This is a genomic window from Polaromonas sp. YR568, assembly GCF_943371715.1.
Classification (GTDB): domain Bacteria; phylum Pseudomonadota; class Gammaproteobacteria; order Burkholderiales; family Burkholderiaceae_C; genus Polaromonas.
The window spans coordinates 263,044-285,437 of sequence record NZ_CALRVW010000001.1 but is presented as its reverse complement, the minus strand read 5'-3'; the positions used below and the strand labels follow the sequence as shown (position 1 = coordinate 285,437).

Below are 22,394 nucleotides of genomic sequence, written 5' to 3'. Positions count from 1 at the left end.
CTGACATGTTTGCACGCGGTTGCAGCACACGTTGTCAAATGAAGTCCCCCTCCATCGCCCAGCGGGGCGAGGGAGGGGTTAGGGGTGGGAGTGGGAGTGGGGAGTCAAGTCCTGCCGCCTGCGGCACGTCCGGGAGCCGCACCTTGCCAACAACAGTGGGCAGTGGGCGCAATGACTCATACGGGGACGCTGGAGGACGCCAGCCCCCGGGCACTACTCGCAGAGGCTGCGAATCTCGGCCGGAATCGGCAGCGCGCGTATGGCTTCCGGGTTGTCGGCCCGCCGGCCGGCGAAGATGCGCACTTCGTCGCATTCCATGATGGCCTCGTCCCCGCGCATGATGCGGTAACGCTGGACAAAACTTTTCTCGCGCCATTCGGGAATGGAGGTATGGATGTCCAGCGTGTCGCCGTAGGTGGCGGTGCGCAGAAAGCGCGAATGCGTGTCCACCAGCGGCGTGCCGATCACGCCGATTGTTTTTTCGGTCTCCTGCCAGGACGGCACACCGCACTGCACAAAAAAATTCCGCGAGGCCGCGTCTATCCAGCGGAAGAAATTGGGAAACCACACAATGCGCGCCGGGTCGCAGTCGCCGAATTCAACGCGGATGGTGTGGGTGATCTGTTTGCTCATGGATGCATTATGTCGATGGAGGAAAAGCAGGCCGCGCGGACCTGCGCAAGGATTCACCTGCCGTGTCATCCCGGACTTGATCCGGGATCCACATCGCATGACCCGCCAGCGCGGGTGTGCCCACATGGATTGCGGATCAAGTCCGCAATGACCAGGGAAGAGCGTGCTGTCCTTGCGGGGGCAGGGGAGCTACACGCAGTGAGCGACCGTGGAGGCTAGTCCCCCTTGATGTTCCGAGCCCGGATCAGCGCGCCGAAACGTGCGCCGTCAATGGCGGCGCGCATGTTGAAGTCGGAGGGCGACATCGGGGCCGGAATGCCGCCTATGGCCATGATGCGGTCTTTCACCGGCTGCGTGGCGAGGATCTTGTTGATCTCCTGGTTCAGGCGGCTCACGACGGCCGGCGGTGTGCCGGCTGGCGCATAAAACCCGAACCAGGTGTCGGCGTCGAAGTTTTTCAGACCGACCTCGTCGAGGGTGGGCACATCCGGAAACAGGGGCGAACGTTTGGCGCTGCCCACGGCCAGCAGCTTGAGCTTGCCGGCCTTCACATGCTGCAGGCCGATGCCCGGATCGAACATGAAGTCGAGCTGGCCACCGAGCAGGTCCTGCATGGCCGGTGCCGCGCCGCGGTAGGGCACGTGCACCGCAAAGCTGTTGGTCTGCGCCTTCAGCATCTCGGCCGCGAGGTGCGGCGAGCTGCCATTGCCCGGTGAGCCGAAGGACAGCTTGCCGGGGTTGGCCTTCAGGTAGGCCAGGAATTCCTTCACGTTGTTGACGGGCAGCGAGGGTTTGACTTCGAGGAACACCAGCACGCGCGCCGCGGCCGCTACCGGCACCAGGTCCTTGGCCGGGTTGAAGGACATCTTGGGGTACAGGTGCGGGTTGACCGACACCATGCCGCCCGAGCTCATGAGCAGGGTGTAGCCGTCGGCAGGCGCCTTCGCCACGGCTTCACCGCCGATGTTGCCGTTGGCACCACCGCGGTTTTCCACCACCACCGGCTGACCCAGGGCTTCGGCCAGCGGCACACCGATGGCGCGGGCCAGCTGGTCGGCCGCGCCGCCGGGCGGGAAGTTGACGATAACCTTGACCGGCTTGGCCGGCCAGGTCTGCGCCTGGGCTGCGGAAAACAGGCTGCTGGCGATCAGCGCCAGGGCCAGCAGGGTGCGGCGGCCGGGTTGGAAGAATGGGCTCATGGTTGTCTCCTCTGGGGTGGGTAAAAAATCAGGTGCTCTTGACGGCACGCGGCTTGCGGTGTGGGTTGGTGACCCACCGGATCGGTTGTGCTTTCACCGGTCGCGCCGGTGCGCCGTGGCTCACCAGTGTCTGGTCCAGCGCCTTGCCGGCTTCATCGAGCAGGGCGGCGTTGCGGGCGGCTGCGATGGCGGCGGCGCGCGCCTCGTTCGATGCAAAGGACGCGCCCGTGGCCAGGTGCTCCAGCACATGCATGAGGTTGTCCTTGCCGCGTTCGTTGGTGCTGCCGTAACCCTTGATCAGGCGGCCGCACAGCGCGATTTCGTGGCCCAGCTGCCAGTGCGCCTGCGTGCCGCGCACCACACCGGCCAGCCATTGCTCGATCAGCGCCTGTTCGGTCGCGAAGCGGCTGCCCCGCACGCGCAGCCACTTCAGGCTGGCCAGCAGGCGCAGCGAGAGCATGCCGAAGACAGAGTGCGTGCCGACCTTGAGCGGCAAGGCCCACGACGCCTTGCCGCGCGCGACGCGCTGGCGGTCCCAACGTGTCACACGCGCGGCCAGGCCCTCCGGCAGCAGGGCCGCGAATTCCGCGGCGCCCGGCTTGAAGTGGTCGTAGACCTGCAGCAGGTCATCCGCGCCCGCCTTGACCTCGCCGTGCACGCGCTGCCAGCGGCTGGCGCTGCTTTTCAGGTCGGCGACGCGCACGATGTCGTCAAACGCCATCCAGAGCGCGAGCCAGCGTGCCATCTCACGCGTGGTGGCGTAACCTTGCGCCGCCGCCGGGTCGGCCAGCTGCTCGGCCTGCAACACCTGCTGCAGGCGCTGCACGTACAGATCGGCGTAGTCGCGGCCCTGGTACTCCAGCATGCGGGCGTGGCCCAGTGCCAGCATGTCATGCACCGGTGGCGGAAAAAATTTAGCCAAATCGGCCGCCAGCCCTTTGGGGGCGGGCGCAAGCAGCTCTTCTTCTGATAGCAGTTTGGCGACCAGTGCCGTCTGCGCCCGTTGCGTGCCGACCTGTTCAAAGGCCTGGGCGAAGCCGCGCAGGCTGGCTTCGGCGCCCTTGCCGCCGTGCCGGATCACCGCCTCGTAGGCATCTCGCGCAAAAGGCAGCAGGCCGCTGCCGGCAATCGCGCCCAGCATCACGGCACTGACCACGGTGCCGCTTGCTTTGGCCATCTCGCCCATGTCGAACACATGGTGCTCACGGCTTTGCGCACGCACCACTTCCAGCAGCGGGGCGCTGTCGGTTCGGCCGTCGCCCGGCTCCATGCGTTCGGCCGTGGTGAAGGTGCGGCTGCTGGAACTGATGACCAGCGTGCGTTGCGGTGAGCTCATGCCGTTGCCGATCTGGCGCGCGGTTTCCAACAGCTCCGACGAGACGATGCCGTCCAGCGCACCGGGCACCGGGTTCAGGCTGAACACCGGCCGCTTGCCCTGCAGGTCGGCCAGCGGCACCGGGAACACTTCGAGGTAATAGGTGGTGGCGCCGGTGCGCTGCGCCACGCCGGGAATCGAAGTGCTCTGCGCGGCATAACCGCTGGCCAGCGCAATGTCGACCAGCCATTCGGTCAACACGCCGCCGCCTTCGCCGCCGAGTGCGCAGATGAGCAGGGTGATCGGTTTTTGTTGATTCATGTTCATGCGGTTTGCATTGCTTTCACGAGCGCCCCGCGCACGCTGCCCAACAACCGTTCGTGCCACTTCGGGTTCTGGATCACTTCGGCGCGGTAAAACGAGGGGCACAGGGTCGCCGCATGCGCGTTGGCGCCGCACAGGCCGCAGCCGACGCAGCCGTCGATCACCGTGGCCACCGGGTCCACCTTGAGCGGGTCGGGGTTGTCCTTGAGTGTCAGCGTCGGGCAGCCCGACAGGCGGATGCAGGCGTGGTCGCCGTTGCAGATGTCTTCATCGACACCGTATTTCACGCGCACCACGCGTTTGCCTTTTTTGAGCAACCCGGCCAGCCATGGCTTGATGCGGCGCTGGCGTTCGAGCTGGCATTCACCCTCGGCGATGATGACCTTGAGGCCGTTGAAGTCGGTCGTGAAGGCCTCGTTGAGCGTCTGTCGCATCTCCTCGACATGGTAGGTGTGCACCGTGCGCAGCCACTGGATGCCCAGGCCCTGCAGGGTGTTTTCAATCGTCTTGTTGGTGTCGGTGAGGCTTTGCAGTTTGTCGCTGGCGTTGAACTTGGCGTCATCACTGGGTGTGGAGATGATGTCCTGGGTGCCGGTGGCCGAGGTGTAGCCGTTCTTGAAGATCAGCAGCACCGCATCGTCGCCGTTGAACAGCGCCGACTGCACACCGGTCAGCAGGCCGTTGTGCCAGAAACCGCCGTCCCCCATGATGGACAGCGTGCGCCGCGCCATCATCGGCGAAACGCCGGCGCGGCTGGCCAGGCTCATGCCGTAGCCGAGGATGGAGTGGCCGAAGGAGAAGGGCGCGAAGGTGCCGAAGGCGTGGCAGCCGATGTCGGCCGCGATGTGCACCGGCCCGACGTCTTGCTGCGCGAGCTTGAGCGCGGAAAACACTGGCCGCTCCGGGCAGCCAATGCAGAACCCGGGCGGACGTACCGGCAGCGCCTGGTTCAGCTGTGCCGCGATCTGTGTGCCCACGGCGCTGCGGCGTTCGATGTTGCCTTGCAGCCAGCCGGTGGCCGACGCCGTATCCACATCGGTGGCGTAACGTGCAACGAAGGCGGCCAGGCCGCTGGCGACCACCTCCACCGAATATTCGCCACCCGAGGGCAACATGTCCTTGCCGTGCAGCGGAGTGTTGATGTCGCGCCGGCGCAAAAAGGTGGCGATCTCCTGCTCGATGTATTCGGGCTGGCCTTCCTCGACCACCAGTACCGCGCGTTTGCCGAGTGCAAATTCGGCCACCTGCTCGGGCACCAGCGGGTAGGTGACATTGAGCACGAGGATGGGAATGTCGGTCTGGCCAAACGCGTCGCACAGGCCGAACTGCTGTAGCGCGCGGACGAGTGAGTTGTAGATGCCGCCCTGCACGATGATGCCGAGGTCCTGACGCGGCCCGTCCATCAGTTCGTTGAGTTGTTGCTCGATGATGTAGCGGCGCGCCGCCGGAATACGTTCCTCGAACTTGAGTTTTTCGTGGCGGAAGGTGACCGGCGGATGCGCGAGCTTGGCGTAGTCGAAAGCGGCGGGTTCTTCCATCAGCTGGCGCGTCGAGATCGCCGGTGGCCGGTTGTCCTTGCATTCGAAACTGCCGCGCACATGGCAGGCGCGTATGCGCAGCTCCAGGATGGCCGGCATGTTGGAGGTCTCGGACAGCCGGAAGCCGTGTTCGACCATGTCCACCATCTTGCCGAGGTCAGGCCGCGGGTCCAGCAGGCACATGGACGACTTGAGTGCGTAGGCATGCGTGCGCTCCTGGATCACGCTGGCGCCTTCGCCGTAGTCCTCGCCGACCACGATCAGCGCGCCGCCGGTGACGCCGGGCGAGGACAGGTTGGACAAGGCGTCGGCCGCTACGTTGGTGCCGACGATGGACTTCCAGGTCACGGCGCCGCGCAGCGGGTAGTGAATGGACGCGCCCAGCATGGCGGCGGCCGAGGCTTCGTTGGAGCAGGCTTCGACGTGCACGCCGAGTTCGTCCATATAGGGCTTGGCCTGCACCATGACGTCGAGCAGGTGCGACACCGGCGCGCCCTGGTAGCCGCCCACATAAGCCACGCCGGACTGCAGCAGGGCCTTGGTGATCGCGAGGATGCCCTCGCCATGGAAAGTTTCGCCGCTTTTCAGCCGCAGCGACTCGATTTCCTTGCTGAATGAAACTTCCAAGGCTGTCTCCGGGTTTTATTTTCGTGGGAAGCCGCGAGTTTGGGCCCCATTCGACTATCCATCAATAAAATAACGAGACTATCTGGTATTCATTCAATGCATATAAAAGACATCGACCTGAATCTGCTGCGGCTGTTTGACGCGGTCTACCGCACGCGCAACGTCAGCCGCGCGGCCGAGCTGATGGACCTGACGCAGCCCGCCGCCAGCCAGGGCCTGACGCGGCTGCGGCTGCTGATCAAGGACCCGTTGTTTGTGCGGGCCGGTGGCGGCGTGCAGCCCACACCCAAGGCCGACAGGCTGGCGGACGCGGTGCGCAGCGCGCTTGCCACGCTGGAGCAGGCGCTCAATGAGTCGGCGCTGTTTGAGCCATTGCTTTCGCGCAAGGTGTTTCGCATCCACATGAGCGACATCGGCGAGGGCCGCTTCCTGCCAGAGCTGATGGCGGCGCTGCGAGAACTCGCGCCCGGGGTGCGCATTGAAACCTCACCGCGGGCCAGCAACGACGTCGCCCCGGCGCTGGACAGCGGGCGCATCGACTTTGCGTTCGGCTTCCTGCCGGCGGTGAAAGACACGCAGCGGGTGCAGCTCTTGAGAGACCGCTATATCGTGCTGCTGCGCGAAGGTCACCCTTTTGCGCGGCGCCGGCGCAGCGGCCAGGCGCTGCTCGACGCCCTTCAGCAGCTGGAGTTCGTGGCGGTGCGTACCCACTCCGACACCTTGCGCATCCTGCAGATGCTGCAGCTCGAAGAGCGCCTGCGGTTGACGACCGAACACTTCATGGTGCTGCCGTCCATCGTGAAGGCCACCGACCTCGCAGTTGTGATGCCGCGCAACATCGCCAATATTTTTGCGGCCGGCGGCGGTTACAGCGTCATCGAGCCGCCGTTTCCGCTTCGCGACTTCACGGTGTCCCTGCACTGGAGCAAACGTTTTGAAGCCGACCCCGGCAACCGCTGGCTGCGCGGGGTGATCGAGGACTTGTTCCGGGAATAGGGCAGCCTCAGCCGCCGTCAAGAAGTTTTAGGGTGCCCGGGTCCGCTTGCCCGGCGAAATACTTGGACAGGGCGCGTTGGATCAAGGGCTCTTGCGGTGCAACTTGTGCAAACAGGGTCAGGCAGGAGTGGAGCTTGAGGCCGTCCGTCGTGCCAAAAATGTCCAGCGCGGTTTTCCCGTCTATGGCCAGCACCTGTTCAATACACTGCCTGAGCCGCGGCCCGAGGACCGGATGCTGCCAATAGGCCTGCGCCTCGGCCCGCGAGGCGATGCCGAAATGCTGCGCGAGGGCGCTGTGGCCCAGGCCTTTGAGCTGCGGAAAGATGAACCACATCCAGTGGCCGGTCTTTTCGCCGGTCGCCAGCTCGGCGCAGACCTGGCGATAAACCGGCGCCTGCGCCGCCACGAAACGCTGCAGCTGGTGCGGGTCGGGCATGCTCAGAGCCCCACGGCGTAGCGGTGCGCGCCCCGGCGCAGGCCGGGCAGCTTGCGCGCGGCATCGAGCATGACACGCGCCGAGAAGGTGTTGGCATCGAAGCGGGCTTCGAGCAGCAGGCTCTGGTGCGGGCCGTGGGCGGTGCTGCCGCGGCGCTCCAGCACCACGCCGAGTGCGTCGCCGTCCTCAAGCTCGGACAGATGCTCCACCTCAAACACCTGGGTGACTTCACCGGCAAACAGCGGGTCGGCCGCGATGGTCGCCTGCACCTGTGCCAGTTCGGCGCCGCGCTCCAGTTCGACATAAACATAGTGCTGCAACTCTCCCTGGTCACCGCGGTAGTCACCGGCCAGTGCACCCTTGACGCCGCGCACAGCCGCCACGGCTGCGCTGTGGTGCAGGTGCAGGCCGGGGTGCCGGTGCAGCGCGGTGTGGCCGCGCGGAATCAGCATCTCGAAAGCGCCGCGCAGCAGCGGCAGCACGCCGGGGTCCCAGCCGGCCCCGACCACTGCGGCTACACGGTGGTTGTCCGCCGCCTCGTGCAGCGCGGCATGGTGCGCCGCCAGTGCCTTGCCTTCGAAAGCGGCGCATTCAATGACGGGAATGCGTGCCTGCAGCAGTTCGCGCGCCACCCCCAGCACGGCATCGGCCGGCACGCAGACCAGTGCGGCGCGAACCCCTTCGAGTTCCCTGACATGCGACGCGACCGGAAAACGCTGCAGGCGGCCAGGCAAGGGAGCCAGCGAACCGGGACGGCGCACCACACCCGCCAGCCCCAGTTCGGTCTCGTCGATCAGGCCTTCGGCACACGCGAGGCCCAGTCGTCCCGCACCGATCACGGCCACCGGCAATTTGCTCATGGCATCTCCTGTTGCCTGTCACTCGCCACCGTGCAGCACCTTTCCGGCGATCCCGTCGAGCTGCAGCATCGGCAGACCTTGTTGCAACGGCCCACGCCCGTTTGACACGACGGTCTTCAGTCGAGCACCACGGGAACAAAAAGGCGCGTCCCGTTGCGGGCGATCAGCAGCGCCACGGCTTTGGGCTTTTTGTCCATGATGCTGCGCACCTGATCGGCCGAGTTGACTGGCTGCCCGTTGATGGCCAGCAGCACATCGCCTGGCACCAGCCCGGCGCGTGCCGACGGCCCTGCGACGTCTTCGACGACCAGGCCGTTGTCGATCTTCAGCTGTACGCGTTCCTCGCGCTTCAGCGGCCGCAGCATCAAGCCGAGTTGTCCGCGCGGCCCCTCGGGGCCCGGTTCTGCCTGCGCGCTGGCACCATCTTCGGCACGGCCGAGTTTGGCGGTCAGCTCACGCGCGCTTCGGTCGCGCCAGATCTTGAGGCGGATGGTGTCTCCGGGGGCTGCCTGGCTGATGCGGCTGCTCAGGTCGCCCGAACGCACGATGGGCTCGCCATTAATCTCCGTCACCACATCACCGGGTTTCAGCCCGGCCGCGGCGGCCGCGCTGTCCGGACTGACGCTCGCGATCAGTGCGCCGTCAGGCCGGCTCAGGCCAAAGGCCTCGGCCAGCGTCTGGTTCAGGTCCTGGACGGTCACGCCCAGCCGTGCGTGGGTGACCTTGCCCTGGCTCACGATCTGGTCCTTGACCCTGAGTGCCACATTGATCGGAATGGCGAACGACAGACCCTGAAAACCGCCCGACCGCGAATAGATCTGGGCGTTGATGCCCACCACGGCACCACTGCCGTCAAACAGGGGGCCGCCTGAGTTGCCGGGGTTGACCGCCGCATCCGTCTGGATGAAGGGGACGGACGAGTCGCCCGGCAGCGATCGCCCCATGGCGCTCACGATGCCCTGGGTGGCACTTTGATCAAAGCCGAAAGGCGAGCCGATGGCCAGCACCGGGTCACCGACCCGCAATTGCTGCGCGTCGCCGAGGCGGACGGCGGGCAGGTTTTTGCTGTCCACCCGCAGTACCGCAATGTCGGTCAGCGGATCGGCCCCCATGACCCGGGCCCTGAATTCGCGCCGGTCGCTGAGCTTGACGGTCACTTCCCTGGCCTCGCGCACCACGTGTGCATTGGTCAGGATCAGGCCGTCGCTGCTGATGATGAAGCCCGAGCCCTGGCTGCGAAACGGCACCGCGTTGCCGCGTTGCGGCAGGCGGAACTGGAAGCCCGGCAGGCCACGGAAGAACTGGAAGAAGGGATCGTCCAGATCCAGCGGCAGCTCCTCGGGCGTCAGCTTGTGGGTTCCAGCCACCGTGACACCGACCACGGCCGGCCCGGCCTGCTGCACGATGGCCCGGTAGTTCGGCGTGACACCAGGGGGGAGGGCGGTCACCGGGGCTGGCGCCACCGGGGTGCTGGCGACCTGCGCCGCGGGGCCGGGGGCCGTTGGCTTGTCCCGGCTGAACCAGGTGGGCGGGTTGAGGTTGAGGGCGGCGGATGTGGTGGCCACGACCAGACCGGCGGCAACCAGCGGCAGGAACAACATTCTCTGTTTCATGGCTCATCCTTTCGGGCAGACGATGCGCAGCTCCACAAAAATGAAATGCTGACACAGCGTGGCGGGCGGCGGCTTGACATAACGCAATGGCGCCCGGCCCCACCGTGGTGGCGTGCTCGATGACGTGAAGCGGGAAAAAGTCTGGCGGCAACCCTTGCCTTCAGGGTAGGCCGCGATGCCCGCAGCGCTGTGGCCATGTTATGGTGGACTCGGGCTGTTCAGGTGCACGGCCGGATACCGCGAGGAGTCTTGTATGCGTCACGCCCGCCGATCTTTTCCTGTTCCAAGCGCGGCCTGTCGGCGCGCTGCGACCGGAGCTGCCCGGTGAGCCGGCAATGAAGAAAAGCATGAAAGCGAAAGCGGCCTGGACGCCGTACGGGTTCAGGCTGGCCGTGGGCATAGGCGTGCTCTACGCCGTCCTGGGGGTGGTCTGGATTTTCGCTTCGGATACTTTCGTCGCCTCACTGTCCTCCGACCCTGCCTGGCTGGCCGCGGCCCAGCGCTACAAGGGGGTGTTTTATGTCATCGGCACCTCTCTGGGACTGATCTTTCTGGTCAATGCGGGCTACCGGCGGATATTCGATGCGCGCGACCGGGCCGATGCCATGGAACTGCATGCCCGCGACCTGTTCGTGCAGCACCCCAAACCGATGTGGGTGTATGACCGGGAGACGCTTCGTTTCCTGGCGGTGAACGAGGCCGCCACGCGGTATTACGGCTATTCGCAGGAAGAGTTCCTGCAGATGACCCTGGGGGACATTCGACCGGCGGAGGACCTGCCGCTCATGTTCAAGGCCAGGCGAGACGCTGTGCCGGGGCACCACGACATCGGTGTGGTCCGGCACCGCAAGAAGTCCGGTGAAATCGTTTTTGTGCATCTCACCCTGCACACCGTCGAGTTTCTACAGCGTGAGGCCGCCATGGTGATGGCCATCGACGTCACGTCGGAGGTGATGTCGAAACGCGCCCTTGAGCGCCAGCAGGCGCAGTTTCGCCAGTTGCACCAGAGCCTGTCCGATGCGCTGTGGATCGCTTCGGCCGATGGCCGGGCCATGCTTTATGTCAGTCCCGCCATTGAGCAGATCTGTGGGTGGACCCCGGAGCAGATGATGGCCAACCCGGACCTCTGGCTCCAGGTGGTTCTCCCGGACGATGTGGACATTGCCAAATCCTCGGGCGCTTCCCTGCAGACCGTGGGTGAGGCACGTTGCGAATACCGGATTCTCGCCAGGTCCGGCGCGATCAAGTGGGTGTTGGACCGCAAACGGCTCATCGTCGATGAGGAGGGGCTGGTGACCATGATGGGCGGCATTCTCAAGGACATCACGGCAGCCAAGGAGGACGAAGCCCGGCGGGCCGAGAGCCACCTGGAGCTGGAACGGCTGGTGGCGCAGCGCACGTCCGAACTGGTGCGTGTCAATGCCGAACTCGACGCTTTTGCACGAACCATTGCACACGACCTGAAGTCACCGCTGGTCTCGGTGGTCGGCTTCACCCAGATCCTCCAGAAGCGCTACGCCCCTGTGCTGGACGAAGACGGCGCCAGGCTGACGGCCCGCATCGAGCGGGCGGCCAAACAGATGGCCAGCCTGGTCAATGACCTGCTGTCCCTGTCGCGGGTGTCCACCACAGTGCTGACGCTCGTGGACGTGGACCTTGTCCCCATTGCGCAGGACATCATGGAGGAGTTCAGGCAACAGGAGCCCGAGCGCAAGCTGCGTTTTGACGCGCCGGCCTCGCTGCATGTCTGTGCGGACGCCGGGCTGATGCGGCCGCTGCTGACCAATTTGCTGGGCAACGCCTGGAAATTTACCGGCAAGCGTGAGGACGCGCACGTTCAGCTCCTGGTGGATGCGGCGGGTCCCGAAGTGATTGTCCGGATTCAGGACAATGGTGTGGGCTTCGATGTGGGCAACGGCGAGCTGCTGTTCCAGCCCTTCCAGCGCTTCCACACGCTCAGCGAGTTCAGCGGAACCGGCATTGGCCTGACGACCTGCCAACGCATCGTCGCCCGCCATCACCAGCGGATATGGGTGGAATCAGTGCCGGGCGAAGGCACATCGGTGTTCATGACGTTTGCGCCCTTGTCGGAAAAGGCCTCTGCGTCCTAGAGCGGCGAACCGGCCACCCCGCGCCAGAAGTTCTCGGCCGCCGGCGGCAGCGCGGTAGTGCTGCGGAACAGCCGGATGTCGAGCTCAATCGCCCACTCGGGGCCGCCGGCGGCGACCAGGCGCCTCTCGGCCAGTTCCCCGGCGATCAGGCTGAGCGGCAACCAGGCCACGCCGCGCCCGTCCAGCGCCATGGTCTTGAGCACCGACGCCAGGTGTGCGGTGAAGACCGGCTCGCTGCGCGATTTTTCCAGGGCGTCGCTGCGCAATGCGCGCACGATGCGGCCCAGCCCGGACTCGTTGCTGTAGGCGAGAAGGGGCGCGCGTTTGCCGCTGGCCGAGAGCAAATGCTGAGGCCTGCCGCCTTTACCCGGGCTGGAGACCGGCACCAGGGTGTCGCCGCCCACCTTCACCGAGCGGTGGTTCGCCGGGTCCAGCCGGCCCGGCACCTGTTCATGCCAGTGACACAGCAGGAACTGGATGCGCCCCTGCAGCATCAGGGCCTCGCATTGCTGCATCACGTCCGAGACGAGCTGGATCGGGCCCATCGGCGAGCCGGCCTCCAGCCCGCGCAGCCAGGTTGGCAGGAAGGTGAAGGACAGCGCGTGGGTGGAGGCAAAGCGCAGGGTGGCGGAGCTGGCGTCGGCCACCGCCCGCGCCTCGTCGGGCACGCGCGCCACACGCGCGAGGATGTCCTGCGCCACCGACTGGAACCACTGCCCGGTTTCGGTCAGCGTGACCGGATGCGTGCTGCGGTCGAACAGCGCCACGCCCAGCCATTCTTCGAGCGCCCGCACGCGGCGGCTGAAGGCCGGCTGTGTCATGTGGCGGTCGCTGGCGGCGCGCGAGAAATTGCCAGAGCTGGCCAGCGCCAGGAAATCCTCGAGCCAGGTCAGGTTCATGGGCGGTGCTTTGCGGGCATGGAACAAGAAAAAACCGGCATTGGACGCCGGGGCGGGAGGCGCCGATGATAGCCCCATCACTCACTCCCACTGCGACGCCACGCCATGAAGATCACCGACATCCGCGAAATCACCCAGCCCATCAAGTCCGACATCCGCAACGCCTACATCGACTTCTCGAAGATGACGCTGAGCCTGGTGGCCGTGGTCACCGACGTCATCCGTGACGGCAAGCCGGTCATCGGTTACGGCTTCAACTCCAACGGGCGTTACGGCCAGGGCGGGCTGATCCGCGAGCGTTTTGCGCCGCGCATCCTGGAAGCCGCGCCGGACAGCCTGCTGGCCGAGAGCGGCAACAACCTCGACCCGCACAAGGTCTGGGCGACGATGATGACCAACGAAAAACCGGGCGGGCACGGCGAACGTTCGGTCGCCGTGGGCACCATCGACATGGCCGTCTGGGACGCCGTGGCCAAGATAGAAGGTGTGCCGCTGTACCAGTTGCTGGCCGAGCGGTATGGCGACGGCACGCCAAAGCGCAAGGTGTTCGTGTACGCCGCCGGCGGTTACTACTACCCGGGCAAGGACGACGCCAAGCTGATGACGGAGATGCGCAGCTACCTGGACCGCGGTTATGCGGTGGTGAAGATGAAGATAGGCGGCGCGTCGCTGGCCGACGACTGCCGGCGCATCGAGGCGGTGCTGGGCATGCTGGCCCCTAGCCAGAAGCTGGCGGTCGATGCGAACGGCCGCTTTGACCTGAAGACCGCGATCGCGTATGCCAAAGCCCTGTCGGCCTACGACCTGTTCTGGTACGAGGAAGCCGGCGATCCGCTGGACTACGCCCTGCAGGCCGAGCTGGCCAACCATTACGTCAAACCGATGGCGACCGGCGAGAACCTGTTTTCCATGCAGGACGCGCGCAACCTGATCCGTTACGGCGGCATGCGCCCGGACCGCGACTGGCTGCAGTTCGACTGCGCGCTCAGCTACGGCCTGGTCGAGTACCTGCGCACGCTGGACATGCTGAAGGAACACGGCTGGTCGCCCACACGCTGCATCCCGCACGGCGGCCACCAGATGTCGCTGGCGATTGCGGCCGGCTTGGGCCTGGGCGGCAACGAGTCCTACCCGGACCTGTTCCAGCCCTATGGCGGCTTCCCCGACGGTGTCAAGGTCGAGAACAGCTACGTCACGTTGCCTGAACTGCCGGGCATTGGTTTCGAGGGCAAGGCCGACCTGTATGCGGTGATGAAGACGCTGGCCAGCTGAGAATGCGGCGAGGCCTGTGCCAAGCAGGCTTCCAGTCCGCAGCAAGGAGGAAGGCGGCTCACGAGCAGTCAGTCGCCTTTTAAAGCCTTCAGCACATGTTCGGCCGTCGCCGGGGCCTCCAGGCGCACCGCACCCGGCCGGGCCGCTGCCACGGCTTCCTTCAGCGCCTCCAGCACACTGATCGCCAGCATGAAAGGCGGCTCGCCGACCGCCTTGCTGCCGAAGACGTTGTCCTCGCGGTTCGGCTCGGGCCACAGATCAATCTTGAAGTGTTCGGGGATGTCGCCGGTCGCCGGGATCTTGTAGGTGCTGGGCGCGTGGGTGCTCAGCAAACCCTTGTCGTTCCAGACCAGCTGCTCGGTGGTCAGCCAGCCCATGCCCTGCACAAAACCGCCTTCGATCTGGCCGATGTCGATGGCCGGGTTGATGCTGGTGCCGACGTCGTGCAGGATGTCGACCTTGAGCACGCGGCTTTCACCGGTGAGCGTGTCGATGGCGACCTCGCTGCAGGCAGCGCCATAGGCAAAGTAATAAAACGGCCGGCCGGTCAGGGTGGTCTTGTCGTAGTGGATTTTCGGCGTGCGGTAAAAACCATCGCTCCAGAGCTGGATGCGGTTGGCGTAGGCCATGCGCACCACCTCCGGGAAGGGCCGGCTGCCTTTGGGCGAGCTGATCAGGCTGCCGGCAAACGACACGGCGCCGGCGCCGCAGCCGTCCAGTCCCGCCACAAACTGCGCCAGATTGTCACGCACGTTGCGCGCGGCGTACTGGGCGGCGCGCGCGTTGAGGTCGGTGCCGGCCGAGGCGGCGGTGGCCGAGGCGTTCGGTATCTTGCTGGTGTCGCTGGCGGTGGCCAGCACGTCCTCGAAAGCCACACCGAGCTCGTCGGCGACGATTTGCGCGACCTTGGTGTTCAGGCCCTGGCCCATCTCGGTGCCGCCGTGGTTGACCTGCACGCTGCCGTCGGTGTACACGTGCACCAGCGCGCCGGCCTGGTTGAACAAGGTGGCGGTGAAGGAGATGCCGAACTTGACCGGAGTGATCGCGATGCCGCGCTTGATCACCGGGCTTTTCGCATTCCATGCCGAAATGGCCTCGCGCCGGCTCCGGTACTGCGCAGACAGCTCCAGTTTTGATAGCAGCGGATCGAGGATGTTGTCTTCGACCTTCATCTGGTAATGGGTGGTGTTCCGGTCTTCCACGCCGTACAGGTTGCGCAAGCGCACATCCAGCGGGTCCAGGGCCAGATGCCGCGCGATGTCGCCGAGGATGGTTTCGATCAGCACCACGCCCTGCGGCCCGCCGAAGCCACGGAAGGCGGTGTGGCTCTGCGTGTTCGTCTTGCAGCGGTAGGACGCGATTTCCACGTCTTCGAGAAAGTAGGCGTTGTCGGTGTGGAAAATCGCACGGTCGGCGACCGGGCCGCTCAGGTCGGCGCTGAAGCCGCAGTTGGCGGCCATCAAAAGTTTGAGGCCGTGCAGGCGGCCGCTGTTATCGAAACCCACGCTGTAGTCATAGGCAAACGGGTGGCGCTTGCCGGTGACCAGAAAGTCGTCGTCGCGGTCCAGCCGCAGCTTGATCGGGCACTGGAACTTGTTCGCGGCAATCGCGGCCCACACCGCCAGGTGGCCGGCCTGCGTTTCCTTGCCGCCGAAGCCGCCGCCCATGCGCCGGCATTCGACCCGCACCGCGTGGTTGCTGATGCCCAGGGCGTGCGAGACCCAGTGCTGCACCTCGCCCGGATGCTGGGTGCTGGAATACACCAGCCACTGGTTCTGCTCCTGCGGCAGCACGTAGGCGATCTGGCCTTCGAGGTAGAAATGTTCCTGGCCGCCAACCTCGAGCTGTCCGGACAGCCGGTGCGGAGCCGAGGCCAGCGCCTGCGCCGCGTCGCCGCGTTTGACAAACACCGGCGGCAACACATAGTTTTCGGCCTTGAGCGCCTCGCGCACGTTCAGGATGGCCGGCAGTTCCTCGATGTCGAGTTTCACCTGGCGTGCGGCGCGCCGCGCCTGCATCACCGAGCCCGCCAGCACCAGGCCGATGACCTGGCCGATGTGTTCCACCGTGTTGATGGCAAACACCGGCTCGTCATGCACAAAGGTGGCCAGCAGCGGGTCGCCGGGCACGTCGCCCGCCAGCACCACACCCCGCACGCCGGGCATGGCCATTGCGGCGGCGGCATCCACGCCGCGCAAGCGGCCGTGCGCCACCGTCGACAGGATGGGCGCGGCATAGAGCGTGCCGCGCACTTCCGGGATGTCGTCCACATAGGTCGCGGCGCCGGCCACCTGGGCGCGGGCGCTTTCGTGTTTGTGTGACTGGCCGGCGGCGCCGCGCGCAGGCCGCGCCTGCGGGGCGGGTGCGGCCACCGGCGGCACAGGCACCTGTGGCACAGACGGATTGTCGGCGCGGCTGACCGGGCCTTCGTCGTGGGTCGTGTCCCGGGCGTTCATGACGCTTCCTCCACCAGGACAAAGGATTCCAGGTTGATCTGCTGCAGGCCCTGGCTTTCGAGCCAGAAGCGCTGCAGCAGGTTGCCCAGCACCTCGCTGCGGTAGGCGCCGGACGCGCGCATGTCGGAGATCGGAGAAAACTCGGCACGCAGGGTGGTGATGGCCTGCTGCACGGTGGCGGCCGTCCAGGGGCGGCCGGTGAGGGCTGCTTCCGTCTGCGCAGCGCGCACTGGCGTGGCGGCGACCCCGCCCGCGCCTATCGAGGCTTTCACCACCTTGCCATTCTCGATCTGCAGGTTCAGTGCCAGGCAGACGGCCGAGATGTCGTCGTCATACCGCTTGGAAATCTTGTAGACCTTGAGCATTTCCCCGGGCACGGGTTTGGGCACCTTGATCCAGGCCAGGATTTCGTCCCTGGCCATCACGTTCTTGCGGTAGCCGGTGTAGAGCTGTTCCAGCGGCAGCTCGCGGTGACCGCGCACACTCATCAGCACGACATTCGCGTCCAGTGCGATCAGCAGCGGCATCGAGTCGCCGATCGGTGAACCGTTGGCCACGTTGCCGCCCAGGGTGCCGGCATTGCGCACTGGCAGGCCGGCAAAGCGCTGGGCAAAGGCCTGCAGCTGTGGCCGGTCGGCCACCAGCGCGGCAAAGGCGTCGGCCAGCGTGACGGCGGCGCCGATGGCAACGTGGTGCGCGTAATGCTCGACCCGCCGGAGTTCTTCCACCCGCGTGACGTCCAGCACCTGGCCGAACTGCATATGCATCTTGGTCACCCAGAGTCCGACGTCGGTGCAACCGGCAACGAGCTGTGCCTCGGGACGGGCGGCGCGGGCGACCAGCAGGCCCGCCAGCGTGCGCGGCGCGTTATAAGCCAAATCGGCCTCCGGCCCTTGCCGGTTCTCCGCCAGCAGCTCCAGTTTTGATAGCACATCGGCTTCGTCCACCGGCACGGCCGGCAGCGAGGCCATCTGCTGCGCCGCATCAAAAATCGGCCGGTAGCCAGTGCAACGGCACAGGTTGCCCGACAGGTCCTGCTGCGCCAGCTCGCGGGTGATGGGTGTTCCGCACGCCAAATGGTTTTGATACATGCCGAACAGGCTCATGACAAAACCGGGGGTGCAGAAGCCGCATTGGGAGCCATGGCACTGCACCATCGCCTCCTGTGCCGGGTGCAGCGTGCCGTCGGCGGCGGCCAGGTCCTCAACGGTCCACAGCGCTTGGCCGTCCACCGAATGCGCGAGCTTGATGCAGCTGTTGACGGCCCGGTAAGACATGCGGCCGCCTTCAGCCTCGCCGACCACCACCGTGCAGGCGCCGCAGTCGCCTTCGCCGCAGCCTTCCTTGGTGCCGGTGCACCCCAGGTCCTCGCGCAGCACCTCCAGCAGCGTGCGGCTGGGTGGTACATTGGCGAGCGCGACCACTTCGCCACCCCGGATGAATTGAATGGTTTTGAGAGGCGATTGAATGTCCATGTTTATGAGGGTAAACCCAATCGCGCGACGCGGGTATATCCATCGCCATATCAGGCCGATGTACAAAAAGGTATGAAAGACCAGGCCTTATTCGACAAGATAGACCTCCATCTCATAAGGGTCTTGAACACCGTGCTGACCGAACGCAGCGTTTCGCGCGCCGCCATCCGCCTGGGAATGTACCAACCCGCCGTCAGCGCGGCGCTCAAGCGCCTGCGCGAGCTGGCCGGGGACCCGTTGCTGGTGCGTTCGGGCGCCGGCATGGTGCCCACCGACGCCGGCCTGCGCATGATCGACCCCTCGGCGCGCATTCTCCGGGCGGCGGAGGTTCTGTTCAGCGACGCGCGCGGCTTTGATCCGGCCACCGCCACCAGCACCTTCAGCCTGGCCTGCAGCGACTACATGGACCCGCAGTTCCTGCCGCAGCTCGTGGCGCAGATCAAGAACCTGGCGCCGCTGTGCCATGTGGACATTCACCCGCTGTCGGGCGCGTCGGACTACCGCACGCGGCTGGCGCAGGGCGAGGTCGACATCGTGGTCGGTAACTGGCCGGCGCCGCCGGGCGACCTGCACATGGCGCGCCTGTTCGGCGACGAGGTGGTGTGTCTGGTGGCCAAAGACCACCCGGCGGTACGCCGCGGCTGGGACAGTGCGAGCTGGCTGGCCGCCGAACACGTGGCGCCGACGCCCACCCACCCGGGCGCCAAGGGGGTGATTGATGAACACCTGGACAAGCTGGGCCTGCAGCGCAACATCACCGTGCGCTGCCCGCACTTCGGGCTGATTCCCGCCATGGTGGCCTCCAGCCTGCTGGTGCTGACGACCGGCCGCCAGTACTGCGAGCGTTACATGGCGACCTTGCCGCTGAAGATCCTGCCGTGCCCGGTAGACTTCCCCCGCATGATGTATTACCAGCTCTGGCATGAGCGCACCCATGCTTCGGCATCGGCCAAATGGCTGCGCGACCGTGTCAAGACGGTGGCGTCGGCGCTACGAAAAGAATAGCTGCTTGCGCATGATGCACAAGGGCTAGAGCCTTAAAACATATAAAAACCAAGAGACAATGTCCGCTTCCACTGTTCCTTCCCCGCCGCCCGGCCCGCCTGCCGCTGCTGCGCCGCGCCTGCGGCTCACCGGCATCACCAAGGCCTACCCGGCGGTGGTGGCCAACAGCGAGGTCTCGCTGACGGTCCAGCCCGGCGAAATCCACGCCGTGCTCGGCGAAAACGGCGCCGGCAAATCGACGCTGATGAAAATCATCTACGGCGCGGTCAAGCCCGACGCCGGCCTGGTCGAGGTCGACGGTCGCCCCGTGGTGATCCGCAACCCGCAGGAGGCGCGCGCGCTCGGCATTGCCATGGTGTTCCAGCATTTCAGCCTGTTCGACACGCTGACCGTGGCCGAAAACGTCTGGCTCGGCCTGGGCAAAAGCCTGAGCCTGGCCGAGGTGTCGCGCCGCATTATTGCCACCACGCAGGAATACGGCCTGCAGCTCGAGCCCACGCGGCCGGTACACACGCTGGGTGTCGGCGAGCGCCAGCGCGTGGAGATTGTCCGTTCGCTGCTGACCGACCCCAAGCTGCTGATTCTGGACGAGCCGACCTCGGTGCTGACGCCGCAGGCGGTGGAGAACCTGTTTGTCACCTTGCGCCAGCTGGCCGCACGCGGCTGCAGCATCCTGTACATCAGCCACAAGCTTCATGAAATCCGCGCGCTGTGCACCGCCTGCACGGTGCTGCGCGGCGGCAAGGTCACCGGCGTCTGCGATCCGCGCGAGGAGTCCAACGCCTCGCTGAGCCGCCTGATGATTGGCGCCGAGCCGCCGGCACTGGAGCATCGCGAGCAGCCGGCCGGCGCCGTGGTGCTGGAAGTGCGCGACCTGAGCCTGGCGCGGGAAGACCAGTTCGGCGTGGACCTGCAGCACATCGCGCTGACGGTGCGTGCCGGCGAGGTCGTCGGCATTGCCGGTGTCTCGGGCAACGGCCAGAAGGAGCTGCTGTATGCGCTGTCGGGTGAAGACACCCGTGCGGCGGACGACAGCATCCAGGTGGGGGGGCAGGGCGTGGGCCGGCTTGGCCCCATGCAGCGCCGTGCGCGCGGCCTGCATTTCCTGCCGGAAGAGCGGCTGGGGCGCGGCGCCGTGCCGACGCTGAGCCTGGCGCACAACCTGCTGCTCACCAGAAGTGATGCGGTGGGCCGCGGCGGCTGGCTCAAGCTCGGTGCCCTGCAGGCGCAGGCGGCCGGCATCATTGCCCGTTACCAGGTCAAGGCCGGCGGCCCGCAGGCTGCGGCGCAGTCGCTGTCAGGCGGCAACCTGCAGAAATTCCTGGTCGGCCGCGAGATCGAGGCCCAACCCACACTGCTGATCGTGTCGCAACCGACCTGGGGCGTGGACGTGGGCGCCTCGGCGCAAATCCGCGGCGAGCTGCTCAAGCTGCGCGACAACGGCTGCGCGGTGCTGGTGGTCAGCGAAGAGCTCGAAGAACTGTTCGACATCTGCGACCGCCTCTACGTGATGGCCAAGGGGCAGATCTCGCCGGCCCTGCCGCGTGCTGACGCGACGGTGGAACTGGTCGGGCAGTGGATGAGCGGACTGTGGACGGACCCTGCCGTGGAGCGCGCCCATGCTCAAGCTTGAAGCCCGGCCGCAGCCCTCGAAATGGTGGAGCCTCGGCTCGCCGCTGCTGGCACTGCTGATCACGGTGGTGATCGGCGTGTTGCTGTTTGCGGCGCTGGGCAAGGACCCGGTGCGCGGCCTGCAGATCTTTTTCTGGGAACCGATCAAGTCGCCGTATGCGCTGAGCGAGCTGATGGTCAAGGCGACACCGCTGCTGATCATTGCGCTGGGCCTGGCCGTGTGTTTTCGCTCCAACGTCTGGAACATCGGCGCCGAGGGCCAGTTTGTCATCGGCGCGGTGGCGGCCGGCGGCGTGGCCCTGCTGGCCGACAAAACCACCGGCCCGTGGATCGTTCCGGCCATCATCGCCGCCGGTGTGCTGGGTGGCATGGCCTGGGCCGGCATCACGGCGCTGCTGCGCGACCGTTTCAACGCTAATGAAATCCTGGTCAGCCTGATGCTGGTTTATGTGGCCGACATGGTGCTCAGCTACCTGGTGTTCGGCCCCTGGAAAGACCCGCAGGGCTACAACTTTCCGCAGACCAAGACCTTCGAGGCGGTGACGCAGATTCCGCGGCTGATGCAGGGCTCGCGGGTCAGCATCGGCCTGTTGATCGGGCTGGCCGGCGCGGTGGCCTTGTGGCTGTTCCTGTTTCGCACCCGCGCTGGTTTTGCCCAGCAGGTCGGCGGCCTGGCGCCCGCCGCGGCGCGTTACGCCGGGTTTTCGTCGCGCAAGGCCTTGTGGGTGGCGCTGCTGACTTCCGGCGGCGCCGCCGGGCTGGCCGGCGCGCTGGAGGTGGCCGGCCCGATCGGCCAGCTCACGCCTTATGTGCCGGCGGGTTATGGTTTTGCCGCCATCATCGTGGCCTTTGTCGGGCGGCTGCACCCGGCCGGCATGGTGTTTTCGGCGATCCTGATGAGCATGTTCTACATCGGCGGCGAACTGGCCCAGTCGCGCCTGGGCCTGCCCAAGTCGCTGACCGGGGTGTTCCAGGGCCTGCTGCTGTTCAGCCTGCTGGCCTGCGATACGCTGATCAGCTACCGCGTGCGCTGGACGGGCCGCGCCAAACCCGTCATGAAAGGCGCCCGCTGATGGACTCCTACGCCTTGCTGCTGGCGGCCACCCTGAGCGCTGGCACCGTGCTGGCCATTGCTTCGCTGGGCCTGTTGATCAACGAAAAAGCCGGCATCGTCAACCTCGGCGCCGAGGGCATGATGCTGTGCGCGGCGATTGCCGGTTTTGCTGCCGTGGTGCACAGCGGCAACATCTGGCTCGGTTTTGCCGCCGGCATGGCGGCCGGTGCCTTGCTGGCCGCCATCTTCGGCGTGCTGGTGATCTGGCTCAACACCAACCAGTACGCGACCGGGCTCGCGCTGAGCCTGTTTGGTGCGGGTTTTTCGGCCTTTGCCGGCATCAAGTACGTGCAGGAGAAGCTCCCCGAGCAGGGCCAGTACGCCTTGCCCTGGCTCGGTGACCTGCCTTTTGTCGGGCCGGCGCTGTTTCGCCAGCACCCCATGGTTTACATCGCCATGGCGCTGACGGTCGGGCTGATCTGGTTTTTGTACCGCACCCGCGCCGGTCTGGTGCTGCGTTCGGTCGGTGAAAGCCCGGAGTCGGCGCATGCCCTCGGTTACCCGGTGCGGCGCATTCGCCTGGCGGCCGTGGTGGCCGGTGGTGCGTTGTGCGGTTTGGCCGGTGCCTATGTCTCGGTGGTGTACACGCCGCTGTGGGTGGAAGGCATGATTGCCGGCAAGGGCTGGATCGCGCTGGCCCTGACCACTTTTGCCACCTGGCGCCCGGCACGGGTGTTGCTTGGTGCTTACCTGTTCGGTGGCGTGACCATGCTGCAGTTTCACCTGCAGGGGCTGGGCGTGGATGTGCCGCCCCAGTTCCTGACCATGCTGCCTTACCTGGCGACCATCGTGGTGCTGGTGCTGATCTCGCGCAATCCGCGCTGGATCAGGCTGAACATGCCGACATCGATTGGAAAGCCTTTCTACCCCGGTTCATGATGTTCCCGGC

Annotated in this window: 17 protein-coding genes; 7 read left to right on the top strand and 10 right to left on the bottom strand. The window is 66.0% G+C overall.

The genetic code is table 11. The features are described 5' to 3' along the window. Positions 1-213: 213 nt before the first annotated feature. The 4 genes from AAG813_RS01340 to AAG813_RS01325 form a co-directional block, all read right to left on the bottom strand. On the bottom strand, positions 214-633 hold the full coding sequence (locus tag AAG813_RS01340) for an acyl-CoA thioesterase (RefSeq protein ID WP_341911024.1): 420 nt from the start codon (positions 631-633) through the stop codon (positions 214-216). 215 nt (positions 634-848) lie between these two features. After that, positions 849-1,832 carry a tripartite tricarboxylate transporter substrate binding protein gene (locus AAG813_RS01335; protein WP_341911022.1) on the bottom strand — a complete coding sequence of 328 codons (984 nt, stop codon included), beginning with the start codon at positions 1,830-1,832 and terminating at the stop codon, positions 849-851. A 28-nt stretch (positions 1,833-1,860) separates the two neighbouring features. Then, positions 1,861-3,468, bottom strand: coding sequence for an indolepyruvate oxidoreductase subunit beta family protein (locus tag AAG813_RS01330; protein WP_341911097.1), 1,608 nt, complete (start codon positions 3,466-3,468; stop codon positions 1,861-1,863). Positions 3,469-3,470: 2 nt separating this feature from the next. After that, on the bottom strand, positions 3,471-5,636 hold the full coding sequence (locus AAG813_RS01325) for an indolepyruvate ferredoxin oxidoreductase subunit alpha (protein WP_341911019.1): 2,166 nt from the start codon (positions 5,634-5,636) through the stop codon (positions 3,471-3,473). A 96-nt stretch (positions 5,637-5,732) separates the two neighbouring features. On the opposite strand from AAG813_RS01325, the gene AAG813_RS01320 reads away from it, so the two are divergent. Next, on the top strand, positions 5,733-6,632 hold the full coding sequence (locus AAG813_RS01320; protein ID WP_341911017.1) for a LysR family transcriptional regulator: 900 nt from the start codon (positions 5,733-5,735) through the stop codon (positions 6,630-6,632). Between the two features lie 7 nt (positions 6,633-6,639). On the opposite strand, the gene AAG813_RS01315 is transcribed toward AAG813_RS01320, so the two are convergent. From AAG813_RS01315 to AAG813_RS01305, 3 genes are all read right to left on the bottom strand, one after another. Further along, entirely contained in the window at positions 6,640-7,068 is a 429-nt protein-coding gene (locus AAG813_RS01315) for a DUF1810 domain-containing protein (protein ID WP_341911015.1), read from the bottom strand. A 2-nt stretch (positions 7,069-7,070) separates the two neighbouring features. After that, positions 7,071-7,928, bottom strand: a complete 858-nt coding sequence (locus AAG813_RS01310; protein WP_341911013.1) for a hypothetical protein — start codon at positions 7,926-7,928, stop codon at positions 7,071-7,073. Between the two features lie 116 nt (positions 7,929-8,044). Beyond that, entirely contained in the window at positions 8,045-9,541 is a 1,497-nt protein-coding gene (locus AAG813_RS01305) for a Do family serine endopeptidase (protein WP_341911011.1), read from the bottom strand. Positions 9,542-9,888: 347 nt separating this feature from the next. On the opposite strand from AAG813_RS01305, the gene AAG813_RS01300 reads away from it, so the two are divergent. Beyond that, a complete protein-coding gene (locus tag AAG813_RS01300; RefSeq protein WP_341911009.1) occupies positions 9,889-11,652 on the top strand; it encodes a PAS domain S-box protein in 1,764 nt (587 codons plus the stop codon). Here the strand turns inward: AAG813_RS01300 and AAG813_RS01295 are convergent. Beyond that, the gene (locus tag AAG813_RS01295; RefSeq protein WP_341911007.1) at positions 11,649-12,551 is read right to left on the bottom strand and encodes a LysR family transcriptional regulator; all 903 of its coding nucleotides are present in this window, start codon (positions 12,549-12,551) and stop codon (positions 11,649-11,651) included. The genes AAG813_RS01300 and AAG813_RS01295 overlap by 4 nt on opposite strands. 105 nt (positions 12,552-12,656) lie before the next feature. Between AAG813_RS01295 and AAG813_RS01290 the strand changes: the two genes are divergently transcribed. Further along, positions 12,657-13,823 (top strand): mandelate racemase/muconate lactonizing enzyme family protein, encoded by a 1,167-nt coding sequence (locus AAG813_RS01290; protein WP_341911005.1) that lies wholly within the window; start codon positions 12,657-12,659, stop codon positions 13,821-13,823. A 68-nt stretch (positions 13,824-13,891) separates the two neighbouring features. Here AAG813_RS01290 and xdhB read toward each other — a convergent pair whose 3' ends face one another. Together xdhB and xdhA are read right to left on the bottom strand one after the other, a co-directional pair. Continuing rightward, a complete protein-coding gene (gene xdhB / locus AAG813_RS01285; RefSeq protein ID WP_341911003.1) occupies positions 13,892-16,279 on the bottom strand; it encodes a xanthine dehydrogenase molybdopterin binding subunit in 2,388 nt (795 codons plus the stop codon). Then, complete coding sequence (gene xdhA / locus AAG813_RS01280; protein ID WP_341911001.1) at positions 16,276-17,754, bottom strand: xanthine dehydrogenase small subunit; 1,479 nt, start codon at positions 17,752-17,754, stop codon at positions 16,276-16,278. The genes xdhB and xdhA overlap by 4 nt, the downstream gene beginning before the upstream one ends. Before the next feature lie 72 nt (positions 17,755-17,826). On the opposite strand from xdhA, the gene AAG813_RS01275 reads away from it, so the two are divergent. Genes AAG813_RS01275 through AAG813_RS01260 form a run of 4 tightly spaced genes read left to right on the top strand, consistent with a single transcriptional unit; the run spans position 17,827 to position 22,384 of the window. Continuing rightward, on the top strand, positions 17,827-18,759 hold the full coding sequence (locus AAG813_RS01275; RefSeq protein ID WP_341910999.1) for a LysR family transcriptional regulator: 933 nt from the start codon (positions 17,827-17,829) through the stop codon (positions 18,757-18,759). A gap of 58 nt (positions 18,760-18,817) precedes the next feature. Continuing rightward, positions 18,818-20,392, top strand: a complete 1,575-nt coding sequence (locus AAG813_RS01270; RefSeq protein WP_341910997.1) for an ABC transporter ATP-binding protein — start codon at positions 18,818-18,820, stop codon at positions 20,390-20,392. Beyond that, the gene (locus AAG813_RS01265; RefSeq protein ID WP_341910994.1) at positions 20,379-21,464 is read left to right on the top strand and encodes an ABC transporter permease; all 1,086 of its coding nucleotides are present in this window, start codon (positions 20,379-20,381) and stop codon (positions 21,462-21,464) included. Before AAG813_RS01270 ends, AAG813_RS01265 begins: the two co-directional genes overlap by 14 nt. Beyond that, a complete protein-coding gene (locus tag AAG813_RS01260; protein WP_293592839.1) occupies positions 21,464-22,384 on the top strand; it encodes an ABC transporter permease in 921 nt (306 codons plus the stop codon). The genes AAG813_RS01265 and AAG813_RS01260 overlap by 1 nt, the downstream gene beginning before the upstream one ends. Positions 22,385-22,394 lie beyond the last annotated feature (10 nt).